This window comes from Enterovibrio baiacu, assembly GCF_004120195.1.
GTDB classification, from domain to species: Bacteria; Pseudomonadota; Gammaproteobacteria; order Enterobacterales; family Vibrionaceae; genus Enterovibrio; species Enterovibrio baiacui.
In genome coordinates, this window is sequence record NZ_SCHN01000013.1 from 1 (window position 1) to 22,137 (window position 22,137).

23 protein-coding genes, 3 tRNA genes and 1 pseudogene are annotated in these 22,137 nt (G+C 49.2%); 21 read left to right on the forward strand and 6 right to left on the reverse strand.

Annotated features, from left to right (window positions below):
- Positions 1–400: pseudogene (locus EQP46_RS14620) on the reverse strand (transketolase); the annotation flags it as partial.
- Between the two features lie 388 nt (positions 401–788).
- On the opposite strand from EQP46_RS14620, the gene metK reads away from it, so the two are divergent.
- The 7 genes from metK to ruvX all read left to right on the forward strand — a co-directional run bounded on the left by metK (position 789) and on the right by ruvX (position 6,398).
- Complete coding sequence (gene metK, locus EQP46_RS14625) at positions 789–1,943, forward strand: methionine adenosyltransferase (RefSeq protein WP_129494365.1); 1,155 nt, start codon at positions 789–791, stop codon at positions 1,941–1,943.
- A gap of 105 nt (positions 1,944–2,048) precedes the next feature.
- Positions 2,049–2,540, forward strand: a complete 492-nt coding sequence (locus EQP46_RS14630) for a SprT family zinc-dependent metalloprotease (RefSeq protein ID WP_167482773.1) — start codon at positions 2,049–2,051, stop codon at positions 2,538–2,540.
- A 128-nt stretch (positions 2,541–2,668) separates the two neighbouring features.
- Complete coding sequence (gene endA, locus EQP46_RS14635) at positions 2,669–3,379, forward strand: deoxyribonuclease I (RefSeq protein ID WP_129494534.1); 711 nt, start codon at positions 2,669–2,671, stop codon at positions 3,377–3,379.
- A gap of 95 nt (positions 3,380–3,474) precedes the next feature.
- Complete coding sequence (gene rsmE / locus EQP46_RS14640; RefSeq protein WP_129494367.1) at positions 3,475–4,206, forward strand: 16S rRNA (uracil(1498)-N(3))-methyltransferase; 732 nt, start codon at positions 3,475–3,477, stop codon at positions 4,204–4,206.
- 47 nt (positions 4,207–4,253) lie between these two features.
- Positions 4,254–5,201 carry a glutathione synthase gene (gene gshB, locus EQP46_RS14645; protein WP_017013188.1) on the forward strand — a complete coding sequence of 316 codons (948 nt, stop codon included), beginning with the start codon at positions 4,254–4,256 and terminating at the stop codon, positions 5,199–5,201.
- A gap of 191 nt (positions 5,202–5,392) precedes the next feature.
- Complete coding sequence (locus EQP46_RS14650; RefSeq protein ID WP_129494368.1) at positions 5,393–5,956, forward strand: YqgE/AlgH family protein; 564 nt, start codon at positions 5,393–5,395, stop codon at positions 5,954–5,956.
- 10 nt (positions 5,957–5,966) lie between these two features.
- Positions 5,967–6,398 (forward strand): Holliday junction resolvase RuvX, encoded by a 432-nt coding sequence (ruvX, locus tag EQP46_RS14655; protein WP_129494369.1) that lies wholly within the window; start codon positions 5,967–5,969, stop codon positions 6,396–6,398.
- 97 nt (positions 6,399–6,495) lie between these two features.
- Here the strand turns inward: ruvX and EQP46_RS14660 are convergent, their stop codons facing one another.
- Positions 6,496–7,608, reverse strand: a complete 1,113-nt coding sequence (locus EQP46_RS14660) for a PilT/PilU family type 4a pilus ATPase (RefSeq protein WP_129494370.1) — start codon at positions 7,606–7,608, stop codon at positions 6,496–6,498.
- On the reverse strand, positions 7,608–8,648 hold the full coding sequence (locus tag EQP46_RS14665) for a type IV pilus twitching motility protein PilT (protein ID WP_129494371.1): 1,041 nt from the start codon (positions 8,646–8,648) through the stop codon (positions 7,608–7,610). The genes EQP46_RS14660 and EQP46_RS14665 overlap by 1 nt, the downstream gene beginning before the upstream one ends.
- Positions 8,649–8,674: 26 nt before the next feature.
- Between EQP46_RS14665 and EQP46_RS14670 the strand changes: the two genes are divergently transcribed.
- The 8 genes from EQP46_RS14670 (at position 8,675) to EQP46_RS14705 (ending at position 15,777) form a co-directional block, all read left to right on the forward strand.
- Positions 8,675–9,379, forward strand: a complete 705-nt coding sequence (locus tag EQP46_RS14670) for a YggS family pyridoxal phosphate-dependent enzyme (protein WP_129494372.1) — start codon at positions 8,675–8,677, stop codon at positions 9,377–9,379.
- Positions 9,380–9,454: 75 nt separating this feature from the next.
- Positions 9,455–10,273: a pyrroline-5-carboxylate reductase gene (gene proC, locus EQP46_RS14675; RefSeq protein WP_129494373.1), complete on the forward strand. Its 819-nt coding sequence runs from the start codon at positions 9,455–9,457 to the stop codon at positions 10,271–10,273.
- A 9-nt stretch (positions 10,274–10,282) separates the two neighbouring features.
- Positions 10,283–10,852 carry a YggT family protein gene (locus EQP46_RS14680; RefSeq protein WP_129494374.1) on the forward strand — a complete coding sequence of 190 codons (570 nt, stop codon included), beginning with the start codon at positions 10,283–10,285 and terminating at the stop codon, positions 10,850–10,852.
- A 3-nt stretch (positions 10,853–10,855) separates the two neighbouring features.
- Positions 10,856–11,170 carry a DUF167 family protein YggU gene (gene yggU, locus EQP46_RS14685; protein ID WP_129494375.1) on the forward strand — a complete coding sequence of 105 codons (315 nt, stop codon included), beginning with the start codon at positions 10,856–10,858 and terminating at the stop codon, positions 11,168–11,170.
- Between the two features lie 84 nt (positions 11,171–11,254).
- Positions 11,255–11,713 carry a DUF4426 domain-containing protein gene (locus EQP46_RS14690; RefSeq protein WP_129494376.1) on the forward strand — a complete coding sequence of 153 codons (459 nt, stop codon included), beginning with the start codon at positions 11,255–11,257 and terminating at the stop codon, positions 11,711–11,713.
- 149 nt (positions 11,714–11,862) lie between these two features.
- Positions 11,863–12,477, forward strand: a complete 615-nt coding sequence (locus tag EQP46_RS14695) for an XTP/dITP diphosphatase (protein WP_129494377.1) — start codon at positions 11,863–11,865, stop codon at positions 12,475–12,477.
- 6 nt (positions 12,478–12,483) lie between these two features.
- Positions 12,484–13,650, forward strand: a complete 1,167-nt coding sequence (gene hemW, locus EQP46_RS14700) for a radical SAM family heme chaperone HemW (RefSeq protein WP_129494378.1) — start codon at positions 12,484–12,486, stop codon at positions 13,648–13,650.
- A 93-nt stretch (positions 13,651–13,743) separates the two neighbouring features.
- Positions 13,744–15,777 carry a DUF3857 domain-containing transglutaminase family protein gene (locus EQP46_RS14705; protein WP_129494379.1) on the forward strand — a complete coding sequence of 678 codons (2,034 nt, stop codon included), beginning with the start codon at positions 13,744–13,746 and terminating at the stop codon, positions 15,775–15,777.
- A 151-nt stretch (positions 15,778–15,928) separates the two neighbouring features.
- On the opposite strand, the gene EQP46_RS14710 is transcribed toward EQP46_RS14705, so the two are convergent.
- From EQP46_RS14710 to trmB, 3 genes are all read right to left on the reverse strand, one after another.
- The gene (locus tag EQP46_RS14710; protein WP_129494380.1) at positions 15,929–16,690 is read right to left on the reverse strand and encodes a DUF2884 family protein; all 762 of its coding nucleotides are present in this window, start codon (positions 16,688–16,690) and stop codon (positions 15,929–15,931) included.
- Between the two features lie 99 nt (positions 16,691–16,789).
- Entirely contained in the window at positions 16,790–17,710 is a 921-nt protein-coding gene (gene glsB / locus EQP46_RS14715; RefSeq protein ID WP_129494381.1) for a glutaminase B, read from the reverse strand.
- 104 nt (positions 17,711–17,814) lie between these two features.
- Positions 17,815–18,531, reverse strand: a complete 717-nt coding sequence (trmB, locus tag EQP46_RS14720) for a tRNA (guanosine(46)-N7)-methyltransferase TrmB (RefSeq protein ID WP_129494382.1) — start codon at positions 18,529–18,531, stop codon at positions 17,815–17,817.
- A 476-nt stretch (positions 18,532–19,007) separates the two neighbouring features.
- On the opposite strand from trmB, the gene mutY reads away from it, so the two are divergent.
- The 6 genes from mutY (at position 19,008) to EQP46_RS14750 (ending at position 22,120) form a co-directional block, all read left to right on the forward strand.
- A complete protein-coding gene (gene mutY, locus EQP46_RS14725) occupies positions 19,008–20,093 on the forward strand; it encodes an A/G-specific adenine glycosylase (RefSeq protein WP_167482772.1) in 1,086 nt (361 codons plus the stop codon).
- A gap of 20 nt (positions 20,094–20,113) precedes the next feature.
- Entirely contained in the window at positions 20,114–20,386 is a 273-nt protein-coding gene (locus EQP46_RS14730; RefSeq protein ID WP_129494384.1) for an oxidative damage protection protein, read from the forward strand.
- A 143-nt stretch (positions 20,387–20,529) separates the two neighbouring features.
- Positions 20,530–21,672, forward strand: a complete 1,143-nt coding sequence (mltC, locus tag EQP46_RS14735; RefSeq protein ID WP_129494385.1) for a membrane-bound lytic murein transglycosylase MltC — start codon at positions 20,530–20,532, stop codon at positions 21,670–21,672.
- A gap of 136 nt (positions 21,673–21,808) precedes the next feature.
- Positions 21,809–21,884 (forward strand) — tRNA-Phe (locus EQP46_RS14740).
- Between the two features lie 46 nt (positions 21,885–21,930).
- Positions 21,931–22,006 (forward strand) — tRNA-Thr (locus EQP46_RS14745).
- A gap of 38 nt (positions 22,007–22,044) precedes the next feature.
- Positions 22,045–22,120, forward strand: a tRNA-Phe gene (locus tag EQP46_RS14750).
- The last annotated feature ends 17 nt before the right edge of the window (positions 22,121–22,137 follow it).

The window sequence follows — 22,137 nt, forward strand, 5'->3', positions numbered from 1 at the left end:
TCGCCATGCCTACCGCATTGGTGATGCCTTGGCCAAGTGGACCTGTGGTGGTCTCGATGCCTGGTGCATAACCGTATTCAGGGTGACCTGGGGTTTTTGAATGCAGTTGACGGAAGTTTTTCAGATCGTCAATCGACAGATCGTAACCGGTGAGGTGAAGCAGAGAGTAGATCAGCATTGAGCCGTGGCCGTTCGAAAGCACGAAACGGTCGCGGTCAGCCCACTCAGGGTTTTGCGGGTTGTGGTTCATGTGGTCGCGCCACAATACTTCGGCGATGTCTGCCATCCCCATAGGGGCACCTGGGTGACCAGAGTTGGCTTGTTGGACACCGTCCATACTTAGAGCGCGGATCGCGTTAGCTAAAACCTTGCGAGAAGACATGTCTGCTCCTGAGATCATCAATAGACGTTTTGTATTAGTTGCCATCTCGCACAATACTTTTAAACGTTGGCGAGAAAGCAGAATTCGGCGGGCAAGTATTGTCGCAAGACTCCCCCTGCACTGCAAACGTTTTACATCGCTGATTTCACGGCATTCTGCTGAATTTTGCGCGAAGAATTCGCTTTTTTACGTAACCTTTTGCTTCCACACGCAAACGTTTACCCAAAACAGCAAAAAGCGCACCGGTGATATGCCAAATACAAACTCTCAGGGCGTGAATATATATCACCGACAAATTGCATGGTTGATTTATTATCGCTCCGGCGTAGAATAGACGTCCAGATGGTAAAACATCTAACCATTTAAACGTATATAAGCATATCTTCATTTTTTTAAGGAACGCGACATGGCCAAACACCTGTTTACTTCAGAATCAGTTTCGGAAGGTCACCCAGACAAAATTGCTGACCAGATTTCAGATGCTGTACTTGATGCAATTTTGGAGCAGGATCCGAAAGCCCGCGTTGCTTGTGAAACATACGTAAAAACCGGCATGGTCATGGTTGGCGGTGAAGTAACAACGTCTGCATGGGTTGATATCGAAGAAATTACGCGTGAAACAGTGCGTGAAATTGGTTACGTTCACTCTGATATGGGCTTTGACGCTGACTCTTGTGCCGTTCTAAACACCATCGGTAAGCAGTCTCCAGACATCAACCAAGGTGTTGATAAAGCAGACCCTAAAGAGCAAGGCGCAGGCGACCAAGGTATCATGTTTGGTTACGCAACTAACGAAACTGAAATCCTAATGCCAGCGCCAATCACTTACTCTCACCTTCTTGTTAAGAAGCAAGCTGAAGTACGTAAGAGCGGCAAGCTAGACTTCCTACGCCCAGATGCGAAATCTCAAGTTACTTTCCAATACGACCAAGGCAAGATCGTCGGTATCGATGCTGTTGTTCTTTCTACTCAGCACTGTGATTCAGTAACAACACCTGATCTACGTGAAGCGGTAATGGAAGAGATCATCAAGCCAGTACTTCCTGCAGAGTGGATCAACAAAGACACTAACTTCTTCATCAACCCAACAGGCCGTTTCGTAATCGGTGGCCCAATGGGTGACTGTGGTTTGACGGGTCGTAAGATCATCGTTGATACCTACGGCGGCGCAGCACGTCACGGTGGCGGTGCATTCTCTGGTAAAGATCCATCAAAAGTTGACCGTTCTGCAGCTTACGCAGCACGTTACGTTGCGAAAAACATCGTTGCAGCTGGCATGGCTGACCGTTGTGAGATTCAACTGTCTTACGCAATTGGTGTTGCAGATCCAACGTCTATCATGGTTGAAACGTTCGGTACTGAAAAAGTAGCTCACGACATCATCATTGAAGCAGTTCGTCAAAACTTCGACCTGCGCCCATACGGTCTTCAAGAAATGCTGAACCTTCTTCAGCCTATCTATAAGCAGACTGCAGCATACGGTCACTTCGGTCGTGAAGAATTCCCTTGGGAAAAAACCGACAAAGTGTCAGCACTGCGCGATTTCGCAAACATCAAATAATCGCGACAACGCAGCACAACAGAATAAGAAAAGGGAAGCTTCGGCTTCCCTTTTTTCATGCCTATCTTTACCCTACCCGCTGTGACAATCCACTCTGCCAAGGCGATGAACGAACTCCACTACCGCATTACTCGACGCGTAAGCGAATGCATTTCTCATGCGAATCTGACCCTCAATACAGATTTTGCAGTCCCCGCGATCCGCTTTGATATTCGAGGTAAAACAGCCGGCATGGCATTGCTTCAGCGTTGGCAACTGCGCTTTAACCCTGTGTTACTTGCAGAAAACCCTGACGCCTTTATCGAGGAAGTGGTGCCCCACGAAGTGAGTCACTTGATCGTCTTTTCCCGTTTTGGACGCGTTCGCCCACACGGTAAAGAATGGCAGGCTGTGATGTCGCAGGTCTTTGACGTTCAACCTAAAACGACACACAGCTTTGACATCAAATCTGTAGAAGGAAAAACCTTCCCCTATCAGTGCCAATGCGACGTTATCCCGCTGTCCGTGCGTCGGCATAACAAAGTACAACGCCAGCAAGTGCAGTACGTTTGCCGTCGCTGCAAACAACCGCTGGTATGGAAACCTTTATCCCCCTAACGCAAATGCGTTAAGTGCAACACATCACCTAATAACAAGTTGTTCAATTAACACTATTTTAGTGGGATTTAACTCGCAACTATCTGCAATAATCAAAGTACTTAATTCCAATAAGACTTTGTTTAATGATGAAGACATATCTCCTCCTGCTTTCCGCGTTGTTGATATCGCCACTGGCAATGTCAGCACCTGAACACCCGCAATCCTTCTCGAAAGCCAAGCGTCTCGCGCAAAAAATCTATCTCGATCACCCCACCTCTTTTTACTGTGGCTGTGACATCGAATGGCAAGGTAAGAAAGGCGTGCCTGAACTCGATACCTGTGGCTACCAAGTGCGTAAACAAATAAAACGCGCAAGCCGCATTGAGTGGGAACACGTCGTGCCAGCATGGCAGTTCGGCCACCAGCGCCAATGTTGGCAAGATGGCGGACGCAAAAACTGTGGGAAAACCGATCTGACGTTCCGCCTTATGGAAGCGGACCTGCACAACCTCGTGCCTGCGATTGGTGAAGTGAACGGAGACCGATCAAACTTCCGCTTCTCACAATGGAACGGCGACAAAGGCGCGTTCTATGGCCAGTGCAAAATGAAGGTCGACTTCAAGCAGCGTGTGGCAGAGCCACCCGCACAAAGCCGCGGTGCCGTTGCGCGTATCTATCAATACATGAATGACCAATACGATTTTCGTTTGGCATCAGCGCAGAGCAAACTCATGAACGCATGGGATAAAACCTACCCAGTCACCGATTGGGAATGTGAACGCGACCGCCGCATTGCTGCAACACAAGGAAATCACAATCCTTTCGTGAAAGCTGCATGCGAAAAAGCAGGTCTATAACAACAGCACCAAAAAACTGAAACCACACCAAGACTACAGTCAATGAGCAGTAGCATGCTAAACTGCTGCTCATTATTTCCAAGACCAAAACCACCATGCGTATCCCAAGAATTTTCCATCCTGAATTGCTGCCTAACAGCGGCCGTGTCGCACTCGATGATGATGCGGCGAATCATGTTGGCCGTGTATTGCGTATGCAAGTTGGACAAGAAGTCCTGCTCTTTGATGGCAGTGGTGCTGAGTTTCCTGCTGTGATTTGTGACGTGTCGAAAAAGAACGTCAATGTCGATATCACAGAGCGTGTCGAGCGCAGCATTGAATCGCCGCTAGACTTGCACCTTGGTCAAGTTATCAGTCGCGGCGACAAAATGGAGTTCACCATCCAAAAATCCGTTGAGCTTGGCGTGAATGTCATCACACCACTGATCTCTGAGCGATGTGGTGTCAAACTCAACGCTGAGCGCTTCGACAAAAAATTACAGCAATGGCAAAAGATTGCGATTGCTGCCTGTGAGCAATCGGGCCGAAACATCGTCCCAGAAATCCGCCCAGTCATGGCGCTAGAAGCCTGGAGTCAGGAAGCGTTTGAGGGGTTAAAACTCAACCTTCACCCTCGCGCCAAATATTCCATCAATACGCTGCCGCAACCTGTGAATCGCGTGCGCCTATTGATTGGCCCTGAAGGCGGTTTGTCAGCAGAAGAAATTGAAAAGACCCGTGAATATGGGTTTGAAGAAACACTTTTGGGACCGCGTGTGCTGCGCACCGAAACCGCAGCATTGACCGCAATTACGGCATTGCAGGTTCGCTTTGGTGACTTGGGTTAAACACACCAAGATTAACAGCGACGAACTTGCCAAATAAGGAAGACAGAATGATCAAACTGGGTATCGTGATGGACCCGATTGAGTCCATCAACATCAAGAAAGATTCTTCTTTTGCCATGATGCTAGAAGCACAAGCGCGTGGCTGGGAAATTCACTACATGCAGATGAATGACTTGTCGCTGGAGCAAGGCAAAGCCCTTGCTCGCACCAAGATCATCAGCGTAGAACAAAACCCTGAGAAGTGGTTTGACGTGAAAAGCGAGCAAGAGATCGCACTCGCCGATCTGGATGCCGTCTTGATGCGTAAAGATCCACCGTTCGACACCGAATACATTTACGCGACATACATTCTTGAGCGCGCGGAAGTGGAAGGCTGCTTGATCGTTAACAAACCGCAAAGCCTGCGTGATTGTAACGAAAAGCTGTTCACGGCTTGGTTCCCAGAGCACACGCCAATCACTTTGGTGACACGTCGTGATGACCAAATCAAAGCATTCCATGAAAAACACGGCGACGTGATTTTGAAGCCGCTTGATGGCATGGGTGGTTCCTCTATCTTCCGTGTGAAGAAAGGTGATCCTAACCTGTCTGTGATCATCGAAACACTGACCAACCTTGGAACAAACTACTGCATGGCGCAGACGTTCGTTCCAGACATCAGCAATGGCGACAAACGCATTCTGGTGGTTGATGGTGAGCCAATGCCATACTGCTTAGCGCGTATTCCGGCCAAAGGCGAAACGCGCGGTAACCTGGCAGCAGGTGGTCGCGGTGAAGCGCGTCCATTGAGTGACACAGATTGGGCAATCGCCCGCGCCGTTGCACCGACGTTGAAAGAGAAAGGCCTGATTTTTGTCGGTCTGGATATCATTGGCGACAAGCTGACAGAAATTAATGTCACAAGCCCAACCTGTATCCGCGAAATTGAAGCGGCCTTTGATATCAACATCAGTGGCAAGTTGATGGATGCGATTGAAGCGCGTCTACAAAAATAAAGCTTCGCACACCGAGCAGTTTCGGCTGCTCGGGTATGACTTTCTCTTGCTTACTGCTCATACTGAACATAAGCGAGAGAGCATTAAACGGCTCACTTCAACAGATTCACATACATCAGAAAATACAACATCATCGCAGCTAGCAGTCTTGCAAAGAAATAACGCGAAATCGCACGTACTGGAAGGGCACCATGAATCTCAAAAACCATTTCCTTGTTGCTATGCCTAGCATGGCGGATGAACGTTTCAAACAAAGCGTCATCTACTTGTGCGAGCACAATGACGACGGCGCTATGGGACTTGTTATCAACCAAGCGATCAATATTTCTGTCGCCAACATGTTGGAACAGATAGAGATCGAGCGCGATTTGGACCTCACCCACGAAGTCAGTCTCGATCAGCCCGTGTTGTTTGGTGGTCCCGTTTCTGAAGACAGAGGGTTTGTGTTGCACAAGCCAAACCAAGTTTTCGGATCTAGCATCAGCTTGTCTGATCAACTGACGGTCACAACCTCCAAAGACATTTTGAGCATTCTTGGCACCCATGATGAACCCGACCAATTTATTGTGGCACTGGGGTATTCTGGTTGGGATGCTGGCCAGCTAGAGCAAGAACTTACCGAGAACAGTTGGCTGACAATAGAAGCCGATCCAAAAGTCATCTTCGACACACCGATCAACGAACGCTGGGAAAAAGCCCTAAACCAATTAGGCATTAGCGGTTTAAACCTGTCGTCGGACATCGGACACGCATGAGAACAACACAATGAGTAACATCCAAAGCGTGATGGGCTTTGACTATGGCACCAAGAGTATTGGGGTTGCCGTAGGCCAAATCATCACAGGCACGGCGCGCCCACTAAAAGCGCTGAAAGCCAAAGACGGTATTCCAAGCTGGGAAGCCATTGAAGCCTTACTGAAAGAGTGGCAACCAGACTTAGTGGTTGTCGGCTTACCCTTGGATTTACGCGGGGGTGAACTCGACGCTATCACACCACGTGCGCGCAAATTTGCGAACCGCTTGAAAGGCCGTTTTGGTGTAGATGTGGAATTGCACGATGAACGTCTCACCACCACAGAAGCGCGCTCTTCATTGTTTGAGCATGGCGGTTACAAGGCGTTAGGCAAGGGCAATATTGATTGCCAATCCGCCGTCATCATTGTCGAAAGCTGGTTCGAAAGCCAATACGGCGAATAAACCGCTGTACGCAACGAATAAAAAATCCCGCCATCATACATGGCGGGATTTTTCTTTTGAGACGTTTGATTTTCTAAACGTGCACTTATCTAAAACATCACTCAATACTGACGTTGGCCAACGTAGGGCTACCATCTGGCGATTGTTCAGACATCTTGATCATCAGTTTCAATTCATTGCGTGAATCAGCATTGTGCAGCGCTTCTTGTTCCGAGATCTTGTTCGCGCGAAACAGCTCAAACAACGATTGGTCAAACGTACACATTCCCGCATTGTTCCCTCTGCGGATACACTCTTTCAGCTCGTGCAACTCACCTCGACGAATTAAATCAGACACATGCGAGGTGTTGAGCAGAAGCTCGTAAGCACCATGACGACCAATGCCGCTAACATCCGGCACCAACTGCTGAGCAAGCACACCGCGCAGGTTCAAAGACAGGTCAAACAGGAATTGCTCGCGGCGCTCTTTGGGCACCAAATGCAATACGCGTTCGAGGGCTTGGTTGGCATTGTTCGCGTGCAACGTGGCAATACAAAGGTGCCCTGTTTCCGCAAACTGCATGGCATATTCCATGGTTTCACGTGAACGGATCTCACCGATCATGATCATGTCTGGGGCTTGGCGCAGCGAGTTTTTCAGCGCCACTTCATAGCTTTCAGTATCAATGCCGATTTCACGTTGCGTCACAATGCATTGATCGTGCGGGTGAATAAACTCAATCGGATCTTCTACGGTCAGAATATGCCCGCTACGGTGACGGTTTCGATACCCCACCATTGCCGCCATCGACGTCGATTTACCCGACCCCGTCCCGCCTACGATCAATATCAAACCGCGCTTTGCGATTGACAGATCCTGCATGACGGACGGCAAGCCGAGGTTTCGAATATCAGGAATGTCCGTTTCAATGCATCGAATCACCATGCCCGGCAAATCACGTTGCCAAAACGCACTCACGCGAAAACGGCCCGTTTCTGTGACCAGCGCGAAGTTCGCTTCACGTTCACGGTAAAACATTTCGCACTTCTCGTTATCCATGGCTTGTTCAACCAAGCTTTCCAGATCCGAGATCGTCAGTTTGTCGCCGGTCGGTGTTAACGCGCCATCGACGCGCAACATGCAAGGTGCATCCACCGTGATGTAACAATCTGATGCTTGCTGACTCAACATGTCTTCAAGCAACTGACTTAATTTAATGTGGCCGCTCATCAGGACATGCCCATCCCTGAGGTATCCATGATCCGGTTCGCTTCCGCACCATCAATGATGCCCTGCATCATCAAATTACGCAGCGATTGCTCCATGGTTTGCATGCCTAGCGCTGCACCGGTTTGGATCATCGAAAACATCTGCGCGACTTTGTCTTCACGGATCAGGTTTCGAATCGCCGGCGTTGCAATCATGACTTCGTGCGCAGCAACGCGCCCGCCGGTGACTTGCTTCACCAAGTTCTGAGAAATGACCGCACGTAATGATTCCGACAACATAGAACGCACCATCGGCTTATCTGCACCCGGGAAAACATCAATAATACGGTCGATGGTTTTCGCCGCGCTTGAGGTATGCAGAGTACCGAACACCAAGTGCCCTGTTTCAGCCGCCGTCAGCGCCAAGCTAATGGTCTCTTGGTCACGCAACTCGCCCACCAAAATCACGTCAGGGTCTTCACGCAATGCCGAACGCAGCGCATTGTTGAAAGAGTGGGTGTCTCTGTGTACTTCACGCTGGTTAATCAAACACAGCTTTTGCTCATGAACGAATTCAATCGGGTCTTCAATCGTCAACACATGGCGATGTTGTTCATTGTTAATTTTGTCGATCAGCGCCGCCAAAGTGGTGGATTTTCCTGATCCTGTTGGGCCTGTCACCAACACCAACCCTTTACGATACTGCGTAAATTGGTCGAAAATTTTCGGTGCGCCTAGCGTCTCCAAAGAAGGAATGACAGTGGGAATGCTACGGAAAACGGCGGCACAACCACGCGCCTGATGGAAGGCATTGACGCGAAAACGCCCGACAGACGCCAAGTTAAACGAAAAATCGACTTCTAGGTTTTGCTCAAATTCGCGCTGTTGCGCATCATTCATGATGTCGAAAATCAATCGATTCACATCATTGTGATCCAGCGGAGGCAAGCTCAGCTTGCGAACATCACCATCTACTCGGACCATAGGCGGAACACCAGCAGAAAGATGTAGATCTGAAGCATTATGCTTTACACTGAAGTCTAATAATTCAGTAATATCCATTAATACGTTTCCTCGCAGAATCAATCATGTGTAGTATCAAACAAAACCTAGAACAGGTCACCAGACAAATAGACAGTGCCGCACAAAAATGCGGGAGAGACGCCTCTGGCGTGCAACTGTTGGCTGTAAGTAAGACCAAGCCTATCGACGCGATCGCTGATGCAGTGGGCGCTGGGCACCACCAGTTCGGTGAAAACTATGTGCAAGAAGGTGTAGAGAAAATCCTTCACTTTCGCGAACAAAACACGCCTTTAGAATGGCATTTTATTGGTCCTATTCAGTCCAATAAAACCCGCCCCGTTGCCGAACATTTCGATTGGGTTCATTCGGTTGACCGCAGTAAAGTGGCGCGTCGTTTGAGTGAGCAACGCCCCGATGATATGCCGCCACTGCAAGTGCTGATTCAAGTCAACACCAGCGGTGAATCGTCTAAATCCGGCACGCAGTTTGACGACGTAAAAGTGCTCGCAGACGAAATCGATCAACTGCCAAGCCTCGAACTTCGAGGCCTGATGTGCATCCCCCAACCCGAAGATGATCACGACAGCCAACTCGCGGCTTTCGCACCACTTTCTCAATTATTTGAGGAAATGAAGGCGTCACGCCCGCGTTTTGATACGCTGTCTATGGGTATGAGTGGCGACATGGATGCTGCTATTGCATCAGGCAGTACCATGGTACGCATTGGTACCGCGATTTTCGGTGCGCGTGATTACGCGAATCGCAAATAATCCGAACCAGAAAGACAGTCAACGTCAGTATTTCATTGGCGACAGATTGCCGCCAATTCAACAGGAAGTAGATGGATGGAACAACGTACAGTCGCCTTCATTGGTGCAGGAAACATGGCGCGCTCTATCATTGCAGGCCTTGTGCAATCAGGTTATCCGGCATCGGCCATCACGGCAGTGAATCGTACGCCAGAAAAAAGCGCAGCGTTCCGTGAATCATTCGGCATCAATGCTAACGAGAATGCCATTGAAAGCGCGGCAAACGCCGATGTCGTCGTACTGGGTGTAAAACCTCAGGCCATGGCTGAGCTATTGGAAAGCATGAAAAGCATCGATTGGCAGGGCAAATTGGTGATTTCTATCGCTGCGGGTATCTCTGTCGCACGCCTTTCAGACATGGCGGGCACCGAATTAAACCTTGTTCGTGTGATGCCAAACACACCTTCTTTGGTTGGCGAAGGTATGAGTGGGCTTTATGCGCCAGACTCTGTATCTGAAAATGATCGTGCCTTTGCCGGTCAACTGCTTGAAGCTGTGGGTAAAGCTTGCTGGGTATCTGAAGAATCAGGTATCAACGGCATCATTGCCGCAGCGGGCAGTGCACCTGCGTATTTCTTCTTGTTTATGGAGGCCATGCAAGCGGAAGCTGAGCGTCAAGGCTTCGATAAACAAACCGCGAGAGCGCTGGTTCAACAATCTGCACTTGGCGCCGCAAAAATGGTGGTTGCCAACCCAGACATTGAACTGGCAACCTTACGTGAACAAGTGACGTCGAAGGGCGGCACAACCGCTCAAGCGTTGAGCGTTTTTAATAACAACCAACTTCCAGAAACGGTTGCCGAAGCCATGCAAGCGGCGGTGCGTCGAGCGGAAGAAATGGAATCGCTATTTTAGGGCAACTTTATGAACACAATGAATTTCCTCGTATCAACACTGTTCGATCTTTATATCATGGTGGTGTTGTTACGAGTTTGGCTACAATGGTCACGCGCTGATTTCTACAACCCATTTAGCCAGTTTGTCGTTAAAGCCACTCAACCTGTGGTTGCACCGCTTCGTCGTATTATTCCATCGATTGGTAGCTTTGATTTAGCCACCGTCCTGTTTGCCTTTGTCCTTTGTGTCGCGAAATTCTTCGTGCTGCAAATGGTGGCATCTGGTGGCCTTCCACCGTTTGACGCAAGTTACTTGCTGATCGGTCTGCTTGCATTGGTTAAAGCGGCGGGCGGTTTGCTGTTTTGGGTACTTATCCTTCGTGCAATCCTGAGCTGGGTAAGCCAAGGTCGTAATCCCATCGAATTCGTGATGATCCAACTGACCGAACCGTTGGTTGCACCAATCCGTAATGTACTGCCTTCACTGGGTGGTTTGGATTTGAGTGTGCTGGTGCTGTTTATTGTGCTGCAATTCCTGAACTTCCTGATCGGTGATTTGCTTAGCCCATACTTCGGCAACTTGTGGTTCGTACTGTAATTCATGACGCGCGCCACCCGCCCTGCTTGGCATGAGAATGACGACCTGATACTGCGTTTGTACATTCAACCAAAAGCCAGCAGAGATCAGTGGATGGGGCAACATGGCGAGGAAATAAAACTCGCCATTACCGCCCCACCTGTCGACGGCAAAGCGAACGCCCATCTCACCAAATTTCTCTCAAAACAATTTAAGGTCGCCAAAGGCCAAATTGACATTGAAAAGGGGGAGCTTGGGCGTCACAAGCAAGTCAGGATCCATGACCCCGTCATTTACCCCGATGCCATTAGTGATCTGATTTCCGCCCTCAAGCAGTAATGTCTTTGTATCACCCAATATGTGAAAGAGTCAGCGCAACACGCTGACTCTCGTTTAACGAAACACCGTGATAAGGAAAGCACGATGACCCGTTTCTTATGCCTCACTCGACGCATTCAATATGCCTTCTTCAGTGCGCTTTTGTTGATCCTTTCTCCGTCTGTTACCGCAGAGCAGTTCAAAAACATTGGCTCGTTAGAAGTGCATTATTCCGCACTGAATTCGACCTTCATCCCAGCAAAAATAGCGAAGACGTATGGCATCCAACGTGGCAGCCACAATGCGCTGATTAACATTGCGATACTCGACAAAGCCCAAGCTGGAAAACCCGCATTAACAGCCACCCTTGAAGGCACAGCCCGCAACTTACTTGGCACCAAAAAGCCGCTCACCTTTCGTGAAGTGAAAGAAGGTAAGGCCATCTACTACTTGGCAGAAGTGCGTTTCGCGAACGAAGAAAACCTTATCTTCGACATCGAGGTGCAAGCACAAGGCAATCGCGCAGGCAAACTCACCTTCCAACAGCAGTTCTATACTGACTAGCGTGGTAGATGACACCACATCACATTCAGGTATGATGGCGCTCACATGAAGCGCCATTTTTTATGGATGGCGATCAGACGACAATTTGCGTTTGCGCCAGTGCGCCCGTTGTGGGTATCAGCACGGGCAACACCTTCAGGAGTACAATGATGAGCAAAGTGGTTCTCGCGACAGGCAATGCAGGAAAGGTCAAAGAAATGGCCGACCTTCTGCAAGATTTCGGCTTCGATGTGCTTGCACAAAGTGAGTTCGGCATCAGTGACGCTGATGAAACTGGAACCACCTTCATCGAAAATGCCATCATCAAAGCACGCCACGCTGCCAAAGAAACAGGGCTTCCCGCCATTGCCGATGATTCAGGCTTAGAAGTGGATTACCTGCAAGGCGCGCCTGGCGTTTACAGCGCACGTTATGCAGGTGAAGGCCAAGGCGATCAAGCCAACATCGACAAGTTGCTCGAAAGCATGGCCAATGCTCCTGACGATCAACGCAGTGCCCGTTTCCATTGCGTACTGGTGTACATGCGCCATGCGAACGACCCAACCCCTTTGGTCTGTCATGGCGTGTTTGAAGGCCACATTGCGCGTGAAGAATCTGGGACCAATGGCTTTGGTTATGACCCTGTATTCTGGGTAGAGAGCCACAACTGCACACTGGCAAACATTGAGCCTGCAGTGAAAAAGCAAATGTCTCACCGAGGACAAGCGCTCAAGAAACTGTTCGCTGCGCTCAGTGAACGCATGCAATCCGAACAAGCGAAGTAAACTGAAATGACAGACCACAACGTGGCGGCACACATTCCGCTAAGTCTTTACGTCCACATTCCTTGGTGTGTGCAGAAATGCCCGTACTGCGATTTCAACTCGCACACCTTGAAAGGCGAAGTACCAGAGCGAGATTACATCGACGCCTTGTTGGATGATCTTCAACGCGACTTGGCTCGCTTCCAAGGCGTGAGTGGTCGAAAGCTTCATTCCATCTTCATCGGTGGCGGCACGCCAAGTCTGATGTCGCCAGAAGAAATCTCTCGCCTGCTGATAGGTATTGATGCGCAAATTCCGTTTAAAGACGGCATTGAAATCACCATGGAAGCGAACCCAGGAACGGTCGAAGCGGATAAATTTATTGCGTATCAACAAGTGGGCGTAAACCGCATATCCATCGGCGTCCAAAGCTTTGATGACAAGAAGCTCGCACGCCTTGGCCGCATTCATGGTTCAGAAGAAGCAAAACGCGCTGCAACGTTAGCCCATGAAGCGGGATTGAACAGTTTCAATTTGGATTTGATGCACGGCCTGCCCGATCAAACCCTTGAAGGGGCGCTTGACGATCTTAAACAAGCCATTGCACTGAACCCGCCGCACTTGTCTTGGTATCAGCTCACCATTGAGCCCAATACCCAGTACTACTCCAAGCCACCCACACTGCCGGATGACGATGACCTTTGGGACATTTTTGAAAAAGGCCATGTGCTGCTGAGTGAGGCAGGCTATGTACAATACGAAACATCGGGATACAGCAAGCCGGGATATCAGTGCCAGCACAACCTGAATTACTGGCGTTTTGGCGACTATCTTGGCATTGGCTGTGGCGCACACGGCAAAATCACCGCCGAAAATGGTGCCGTACAGCGCACAGTAAAAGTGAAACACCCACGCGGTTATCTCGATCTTGAGAAAGAATACCTCAGCGAATTGCATATAGTGGAGTCTGATGAATTGCCGTTTGAATTCTTCATGAACCGATTCCGATTGGTAGAGGCTTGTCCGAAAGAGGACTTTCCTGCACGCACGGGATTGCCGCTGGATGTGATCAAAGCACCTATCGATAACGCTATCGAGCAAGGGCTTCTCAGCGAAACTGACACACACTGGCAAGTGACACAAAAAGGTCGCCTGTTCTTGAACGACTTGCTTTCCGGCTTCATCGACGAGTAAAGGCAGCGAATAACGCTGTCTTTATACGAAGGGAAGACACCTTCCCTTCGTGTTGATCTTCGCCAAACGGCAAAGCCAAGGACAGCGTTGTAGATGAAGAAGTATCTGTTTGCCCTGAGTGTAATCGCATGGCTGCCACTCACCGATATTGCGCTCGCCGCAACATCCGGCAGCACCTCACCCAGCCATGCCTCACCGCATGCCTCAAAACATGCATCCCAAAGCATTGGCACCATTTTCGGCAACCTGCCTCAATGGGTCGCCCCCATTTCAGCCATCCCCGCGTTCGACGAAAAAGGCCACCACTACGATCAGCAATATCTGTTGGTTGATAAGCAATTGAACCTTTCGGTGGCTAAGCCCGTCATGTATAAGCGCTACGCCAGCAAGGTGGTGTCCATCAAAGGGGTAGAGTCAGCCTCACAAATCTCTATCGATTTCGACCCAGCTTATCAGCACGTCTTGGTTCACCGCCTAGAGATTGTCAGAGACGGCAAAGTTATCGATCGCAAGAAAAGCGCCAAAACCTCGCAGTTTAAGCGTGAAGTCGACCTCGATGCTTTGCTCTATAACGGCGAAGAAACCTTGCATATCGTGCTAGATGACGTCCAAGTCGGCGACGTTATTGATTACAGCTACACACTCACTGGCTATAACCCTGTTTTTGGCGATCATCGAGAGTGGTACATCAAATCGGGTTGGGCAACCAGTGTTGCCCTGACCAATACGCGCGTCATCGTGCCAAAAAACAGCCCGATAGCCGTGACCAACCTTGAGGACAAAGGAAAAGGCACACTGACCACCACTCAGCAAGCAAACACCACGGTTTACCATTATCGCGAAGAAAACGGCCTGTATGATTTTGATGAATCAGAGCAACCACGCTGGTATAACCCCTACCCCTACCTGCATATTTCCAGCTACAAAGATTGGCAGGATGTGGTGAATTGGGCGCTGCCTTTGTATCAAGCCACCCCGGAAGACGAAGAAGTACAAGCGCTGGTTAGCGACATTCGAGAGACCTACCCTGCCGACATTCAACGGCAAGTGGTGGCGGCGATTCACTTTGTGCAAAACAACATTCGCTACTTAGGCGAAGAGAACGGCATTGGCTCGCACAAGCCTCGCCCACCCGCTCAAATCGTGGCGCAAGGGTATGGTGACTGTAAAGACAAAGCCTTGCTGCTGGTGTCTATGCTCAATGCACTTGGCATTGATGCTTACCCCGCCTTGGTCGATACCTACTGGCGCGATCAACTCAACGAACAGCCCGCAGCGCCTTACAGCTTTAACCATGTGATTGTGCAAATCGACTTCGGCGGAAAGCCCATGTGGATTGATGCCACGCGCACGCACCAAGGCAGTAAACTCACCACCATGGCGCAATCACAATTGGGTTACGCCCTCGTGCTCAAACCCGGTGAGCGTACTCTGCAAACCATGCTCAAACCCGGCCAAGACGTGATTCAAGATGTTGAGCAAAAGTTCGTGGTGAACCATGCTGACAAGAAAAGCTACCTGACGGTGAAAACCACTTACCGCGGCATTGAAGCTGAACAATGGCGTCGCTATTTGGAATCAAAGCCATTAGGTGAACTTGGGGAAGAGTACGCCAACTACTACGCCAGTTACTTTGAAGCGCTCGATCTTCTCAGACCGCTGACGATCACCGATGATCCAAACCAAAATGAACTAACCTTGCATGAAGCTTACGCCGTAGAGGGTTTATGGTCGAAAGACGACGACACCTATGTCTTCGTGATTTCCGGTGACATCGTGGATGATTACTTGGTGAAACCCGATTTGATCCGCCGTAAAACCCCTTTCCGTTATGGAACAGAAGGCGCGGTGCATCAAAAGATCCAAATCAGTTTGCCGGAAACGTGGAACATCACGCCATCTAAGCATTCTGTCGATAGCCCTTTTTTCGAGTTCACGTCATCCCTCAAAGCCGTGTCTGGACCGGGGGATTCATTGCTCGATAAAACCTATGTCGAAGCCGATTATTACTACCGTGCGAAAGCACGACACGTAAAAGCCAGCGAACTGCGCCAGTACCTTCGTCATGTTGATGATGCGTGGAATAACGTGGATTACGAGTTTACGTATCGACCGAATACGCCGTAAGCGAGATTGCGAGATTGCGAGATTGCGAGATTGCGAGATTGCGAGATTGCGAGATTGCGAGATTGCGAGAAAAGCATAATGCGACGTAAAGATGGCGCATAAAAAAACGCGGAATGCTCCGCGTTTTTTTATGTTTATCAAGGTGGTAAACCTACAACATGGTGACGGTTTTCCAACCTGACAGAGCAGGGATCAGCTGTTGAATGTTCTCTTCCTGAACCTGCCAATCAGACAAGCGTGCACACACATCCTGACGAACGGCTTGCGTGCGATGACGCTGCGTTTTCACTTCATCCGTCAGCTTGTTTTGCAGTGACGCCATTTTGCTAGAGATATAAGACAGCTTGTTTGGCTTGTCAGCACTCAGCGTTGCAATGTCATTCAAGCCACGGCTTGAGACAGTGGCAATCAGTTGCGGCACGCTCGCTTCTAACTCTTTCACCGTCATGGTCAACGCTTCGTGATTCAGCATCGGGCTTCGGTCAGAACCATAAAAAGAGGTCACCACACGGTTTTGCAAATGTTGGTGGAACTGACCCAACTCGCCGCGCAATGAACTTTTCTCGCCCAGCTCATTGGCAATCACGCCATCCAGCGCGCGCCAAGACGTTTGCAGCTCGTTAGACAATGAGCGGCTGATGTAAGGCAAATCGTTACGAATGGTTTTGTTGTAGGCCGACAAAGAGGCGCGCTGCTGATCAGACAGCGCCACTTTGTGCACGTCGAAGAACAGGCTGCCATTCGACTCAATACGGAATGTGTTGTTATTGCGTTCGATCACCAAGCTATCGGCATCAATCGCAATGTCGCTATGCAGCTGAGGACGACAGGTTTCTGCGCTCACAAACATTGGTAGTGTCGCCAATAGAACGGCAATAGATTTCACGAGATTCGATACGTTCATTTTAACCATGCTCACTCTCCTTTATCTGGTGCTCAGCACCAGCAGCATTCCCAAAAAGACTGTCTCAATGCCGTGATAAGTCACCGCATTGCAACACCCTTCGGTGCTTTAGAATATTGAACGTCCGATGCGCTCGGCCAACAGTTCTAGTGCTGCTGTGCCTGCTAATGAGTTACCGGAAGGATCGAGTTCTGGAGACCAGACACAAATCGACATTTCTCCCGGTACGATCGCTACGATCCCGCCTCCGACGCCAGATTTCCCCGGCATGCCAACTCGGTAGGCAAACTCCCCTGCACCGTCGTACAAACCACAGGTTGCGAGTAACGCATTGACCTGCTTACTCTGAGTCTGGCTGACAATTGTTTTTTCTGCGCCTAAAGGAAGTCCCTTATTTGCCAAATAGTTAAACGTTTTTGCCAGATCGACACAGCTCATGCGGAGTGCGCAGTAATGAAAATAATTTGAAAGCACAGGCATCACATCATTGTCGAAGTTGCCAAAGGCACGCATCAAATACGCAATCGATGCGTTGCGATCACTGTGTTCCATTTCAGACGTTGCGACGCTTTTGTCGTAACAAAGATGGGGGTTGCCAGACAGCATACGTACGAATTCCAGCATACGCTGACGCGGGGCGGATAAACGGCTGTGTAGCATGTCGCAGACCACCAGCGCACCCGCATTAATAAACGGATTACGCGGGATCCCTTGTTCCATTTCCAACTGGATCATGGAGTTAAACGCTTGACCGGATGGCTCTTTGCCCACGCGCTGCCAAATCTCAGCAGGCAGATAATTTTGCAGGGCCAGTGTTAAGCTCAACACCTTAGAGATAGATTGAATGGAGAACGCTTCTTGTGCGTCACCCGCAGTGATGATTTCGCCGTCGTTATAACAAACGGCAATGCCTAGTTTATCCGCCGGCACGTTTTCGAGTGCAGGGATATAATTGGCAACACGACCTTGTCCAATTAATGGGCGAACTTCTTCTAGGATCTCGCTCAACAGCTCTGGGCTTGGTTTCATCACTATCTCCAGTGTTCAAAAAAGCCAACGCGAGGTTGGCTTTAAATCATTCTCCGATATGCACATTACAGTGTCGCGCCGCGAATAAAGGTATGAGTTTTTTCTTATTCTGTACGGGCGTACTTCATGTCCCATACGCCGTGACCCAAACGATGGCCACGCGCTTCGAATTTCGTCAATGGACGATCATCTGGGCGAGGGATGTAAGAACCGTCAGTTGCCGTGTTCTTGTAACCCGGTGCAACGTCCATCACTTCAACCATATGTTCAGCATAGTTTTCCCAGTCAGTTGCCATATGGAAAATGCCATCAATTTTTAGCTTATCACGCAGCATTTGAACGAATTCAGGCTGAACGATACGGCGCTTGTGGTGACGCGCTTTGTGCCAAGGGTCTGGGAAGAACAGTTGAACCGTTTCCAGGCTTGCGATTGGCAGCATGTGCTCGAACACTTCTACCGCGTCATGACACATAACACGCAGGTTGGTCACGCCAGCATCGCGAGCTGCCATCAAACATGCACCCACACCTGGGCTGTGCACTTCAATGCCCACAAAGTTTTTCTCTGGCGCGTTCTTCGCCATTTCAACCAGTGATGCGCCCATACCAAAACCGATCTCTAGAACAACAGGATTGTTGTTGCCGAAAACCTCAGCCCAATCCAGTTGTTTCTCCTCGAAATCAATACCCATGGTTGGCCAGCAATCGTTCATTGCTTGCTCTTGGCCTTTGGTCAAACGACCTTCACGGCGTACAAAGCTTCTAATTCTACGAAGAATTTTGCCGTCTTCGGTCAATTCGGTTTTGGTAACTTCAGTCATTCTCTATGCCTGTAACTCAGTAACGAAGAAAAGTTAAGCGGATCGCGCATTATCCAAAGATCGAGCAAGTGTGCAAGCCTGATCATTTGACGGCACGTATCTTACCTGAGATGCCTACAAGTTTGCGGCCTTTTTCTGCACAGACTTATTATACCCAAACAACCTCAAGGTGCCTGTTCAGCGAGAGTTTGTTGGCTGGCAGGCGCGGCGCTGAATTGAAAACATAGTTGCTCTACGTTAAAACTCCGCAACAAAGCATGGCAGCCAACAAAACTCGCCCTTTGGGAGCCTCTCATTTCGCTCACTTTTTTGTCAAAAAACCTCAAAATGGCGCACCATTACTGTGGTTTTCCTCCTCACATTTAACCAAATGAGAAGCTCTGAATCCTGCATCTTGAGGTTATTTGGGTATAGACTGTTGCACGAGCAATCTCGTGGGCAACGCCCCCAATAAAGATAACAAAAGAGCGAGCAAAGTGAGTCAGTCCTTTTCCGACGCAATATTGGCCTGGTATGACAAATACGGCCGCAAAACCTTACCGTGGCAGCAAGAAAAAACACCGTATAAGGTGTGGCTGTCCGAAATCATGTTGCAGCAAACCCAAGTTGCAACAGTGATTCCTTATTTCGAGCGCTTCATGACGCGCTTCCCAACTGTCGTCGATCTCGCCAACGCAGAACTCGATGAAGTGCTTCATTTGTGGACAGGGCTTGGCTACTACGCCCGCGCCCGCAACCTGCACAAAGCCGCACAAAAAATCGCAACGGAGTTTCATGGCGAGTTCCCGACCGATATCAACGACGTCATGGATTTACCCGGCGTAGGCCGTTCAACCGCAGGCGCAGTGTTGTCACTCTCATTGGGTCAACACCATGCAATATTGGACGGCAACGTAAAGCGCACCCTTTCGCGCCATTTTGCCGTTGAAGGCTGGCCGGGCAAAAAGCCGGTTGAAAACGCATTGTGGGAACTGGCCGATGCCAACACCCCAGCCGAAGGCGTTCAGCGTTATAACCAAGCCATGATGGACATGGGTGCCATGATTTGTACCCGCAGTAAGCCCAAGTGTGACATTTGCCCTGTCCGCACAAGTTGTGACGCCAACGCGCTTGGTCGCCAAGCAGACTTCCCGGGTAAGAAACCCAAGAAAACCATGCCGGAAAAAGAAACCTGTTTTGTGCTCTTTCAATACGACAATTACATCTGGTTAGAGCAACGCCCTCCCGCTGGTTTATGGGGCGGCTTGTGGTGTCTTCCAGAAGGTAATGAGAAAGAAATAGAGAGTTTCATTGCAGGAAAGCTCAATGACACCGCGTTCGAGAAGCCTCAACATCTCAACGCATTTCGCCACACGTTTAGCCACTTTCACCTTGATATCGTGCCGATTCACGTCACTTTAAACAGCAAACCTACCTTCATTGGTGAGCAAGGAATCATGGAAGGCAACGGCGGGCTTTGGTATAACTTAACCCAACCAGCAAAGGTCGGACTGGCAGCGCCAGTACAAAAGCTGCTTGAAAGCCTGACCAGAGAAATTCAACTTTCGGCTGCGGCCGGATAATTTAATCGGGGAACGGAAAAATGAGCCGTACAGTTTTTTGCGAGCGCTTAAAGAAGGAAGGCGATGGCCTTGATTTTCAACTGTATCCAGGTGAGCTGGGTAAGCGCATTTTCGACAACATCTCAAAAGAAGCATGGGCAATGTGGCAAAGCAAACAGACCATGTTGATCAACGAGAAGAAGCTCAACATGATGGATCCTGAGCACCGCAAATTGCTGGAAACAGAAATGGTGAAGTTCCTCTTCGAAGGCCATGACACTGTGATCGAAGGCTACACGCCGCCTTCTGAGTAATTCGTAGGCTAGATACTTCACAGTTTCATTATATTGTTTTGTAAACAAAGGCATCGTGATTACTCTAATCATGATGCCTTTTTTAATGTCTGATATTTTTTACTCCACAGTCTTCATCACTGTGTAATCGTGAATGGGAACACATGAAACTACGCCGCGTGCTTGCGCTACTTCTCCTTACCCTCTTTTCGACAGGCTGTACCCGTGAAATGATCGAGTCGGTTTACGACGTCGATTATGAATCCACCAACCGATTTGCGAAGAACCTTGCGCCGCTGCCGGGGCAATTCCAAAAAGATTTTGCCGCGCTCGACAAGCTGATCAACAGCTTTAACGGCAACATCGAAGTGCGTTGGGGTAAAGATGAAGTCTTAATTTCGGGTAAACGTGACTACGTAAAGTACACAGATAATTACCTCAGCCGTGCCCGCGTTGACTTTGCCAATGGCCTCGTCACGATCGAGACCGTCGCGACATCGGATCCCAAACAGCATTTAAAACAAGCCATTGTAACGACGCTGCTGACACCTAATGACCCAGCCTCTGTGGATTTGTACTCCGCGGCAGACGTGCAATTGGAAGGTCGCCCCTTCTTGCAAGGGCAAGTGCTCGATCAAGATGGAAAAGAAATCGCGTGGGAGTGGCGCGCCAATCGCTACGCCGATTACCTGATTGATTCGAAGATAAAAAGTAAATCACTGCGTTTTCAGAAGGTGTTTTACGTCGAAATACCGATGGTGTCTGATCACTCCAGCAAACGACGTTATCAATACGCTGATCTGATCCGTAAATCATCACGCCAATACGGCATCTCGGAAGAGCTGATTTATTCCATTATCAAAACGGAAAGCAGTTTTAACCCTTACGCGGTGAGTTGGGCAAATGCATATGGTTTGATGCAAGTTGTTCCCAAAACTGCAGGACGCGATGTGTTTAAGCTTGTGAAAAAACGTTCTGGTGAACCAAGCCCTGAGTACTTATTCGACCCTGCAAGAAATATTGATGCGGGTACGGCATATTTCTATATTTTGAAAACGCGATACCTAAAAGATGTCCGCGATCCATTGTCAAAACACTACAGCATGATCTCTGCATACAACGGCGGAACAGGCAATGTACTTAAAACATTCCACCGTTCAGACCGAAAACGTGCCATGAATGATTTAAATCGATTAAATCCTAATCAGGTGTATTGGGCATTAACCAATAAACACCCGTCCTCAGAGTCTCGACGCTATCTTCAGAAGGTGACTAACTTTCAAAAAGAATTTCGTTCCATGCAATAAAAACGCGGGGAAAACCAGAAACTCAGTGCATTTTTAAATCAAAACGACGAAAAAGACATCAAACAGTCTTATTTGACGTTTTTTTTAAAAAAAGGTGTTGACGAAAACCCTGAAAATCCGTTTAATGCACCCCGTTGCCTCGATAGCTCAGTCGGTAGAGCAGGGGATTGAAAATCCCCGTGTCGGTGGTTCGATTCCGCCTCGAGGCACCATATTTAGTGAGATGGTGTTTGTACGCAACGTTTCCACGGTTTGTGTGCCGGCTTAGCTCAGTTGGTAGAGCAACTGACTTGTAATCAGTAGGTCACCAGTTCGACTCCGGTAGCCGGCACCATTATTTTGATATTGAGTTTAGAGAACTCTTTAATCAAAGCCTCGATAGCTCAGTCGGTAGAGCAGGGGATTGAAAATCCCCGTGTCGGTGGTTCGATTCCGCCTCGAGGCACCATATTGCAACATGGTGAT

Coding starts and splice junctions, on each gene's coding strand:
- metK (WP_129494365.1), top strand. CDS start 789: ATGGCCAAACACCTGTTTACTTCAGAATCAGTTTCGGAAGGTCACCCA.
- EQP46_RS14630 (WP_167482773.1), top strand. CDS start 2,049: ATGAACGAACTCCACTACCGCATTACTCGACGCGTAAGCGAATGCATT.
- endA (WP_129494534.1), top strand. CDS start 2,669: ATGAAGACATATCTCCTCCTGCTTTCCGCGTTGTTGATATCGCCACTG.
- rsmE (WP_129494367.1), top strand. CDS start 3,475: ATGCGTATCCCAAGAATTTTCCATCCTGAATTGCTGCCTAACAGCGGC.
- gshB (WP_017013188.1), top strand. CDS start 4,254: ATGATCAAACTGGGTATCGTGATGGACCCGATTGAGTCCATCAACATC.
- EQP46_RS14650 (WP_129494368.1), top strand. CDS start 5,393: ATGAATCTCAAAAACCATTTCCTTGTTGCTATGCCTAGCATGGCGGAT.
- ruvX (WP_129494369.1), top strand. CDS start 5,967: ATGAGTAACATCCAAAGCGTGATGGGCTTTGACTATGGCACCAAGAGT.
- EQP46_RS14660 (WP_129494370.1), bottom strand. CDS start 7,608: ATGAGCGGCCACATTAAATTAAGTCAGTTGCTTGAAGACATGTTGAGT.
- EQP46_RS14665 (WP_129494371.1), bottom strand. CDS start 8,648: ATGGATATTACTGAATTATTAGACTTCAGTGTAAAGCATAATGCTTCA.
- EQP46_RS14670 (WP_129494372.1), top strand. CDS start 8,675: ATGTGTAGTATCAAACAAAACCTAGAACAGGTCACCAGACAAATAGAC.
- proC (WP_129494373.1), top strand. CDS start 9,455: ATGGAACAACGTACAGTCGCCTTCATTGGTGCAGGAAACATGGCGCGC.
- EQP46_RS14680 (WP_129494374.1), top strand. CDS start 10,283: ATGAACACAATGAATTTCCTCGTATCAACACTGTTCGATCTTTATATC.
- yggU (WP_129494375.1), top strand. CDS start 10,856: ATGACGCGCGCCACCCGCCCTGCTTGGCATGAGAATGACGACCTGATA.
- EQP46_RS14690 (WP_129494376.1), top strand. CDS start 11,255: ATGACCCGTTTCTTATGCCTCACTCGACGCATTCAATATGCCTTCTTC.
- EQP46_RS14695 (WP_129494377.1), top strand. CDS start 11,863: ATGAGCAAAGTGGTTCTCGCGACAGGCAATGCAGGAAAGGTCAAAGAA.
- hemW (WP_129494378.1), top strand. CDS start 12,484: ATGACAGACCACAACGTGGCGGCACACATTCCGCTAAGTCTTTACGTC.
- EQP46_RS14705 (WP_129494379.1), top strand. CDS start 13,744: ATGAAGAAGTATCTGTTTGCCCTGAGTGTAATCGCATGGCTGCCACTC.
- EQP46_RS14710 (WP_129494380.1), bottom strand. CDS start 16,690: ATGGTTAAAATGAACGTATCGAATCTCGTGAAATCTATTGCCGTTCTA.
- glsB (WP_129494381.1), bottom strand. CDS start 17,710: ATGAAACCAAGCCCAGAGCTGTTGAGCGAGATCCTAGAAGAAGTTCGC.
- trmB (WP_129494382.1), bottom strand. CDS start 18,531: ATGACTGAAGTTACCAAAACCGAATTGACCGAAGACGGCAAAATTCTT.
- EQP46_RS14730 (WP_129494384.1), top strand. CDS start 20,114: ATGAGCCGTACAGTTTTTTGCGAGCGCTTAAAGAAGGAAGGCGATGGC.
- mltC (WP_129494385.1), top strand. CDS start 20,530: ATGAAACTACGCCGCGTGCTTGCGCTACTTCTCCTTACCCTCTTTTCG.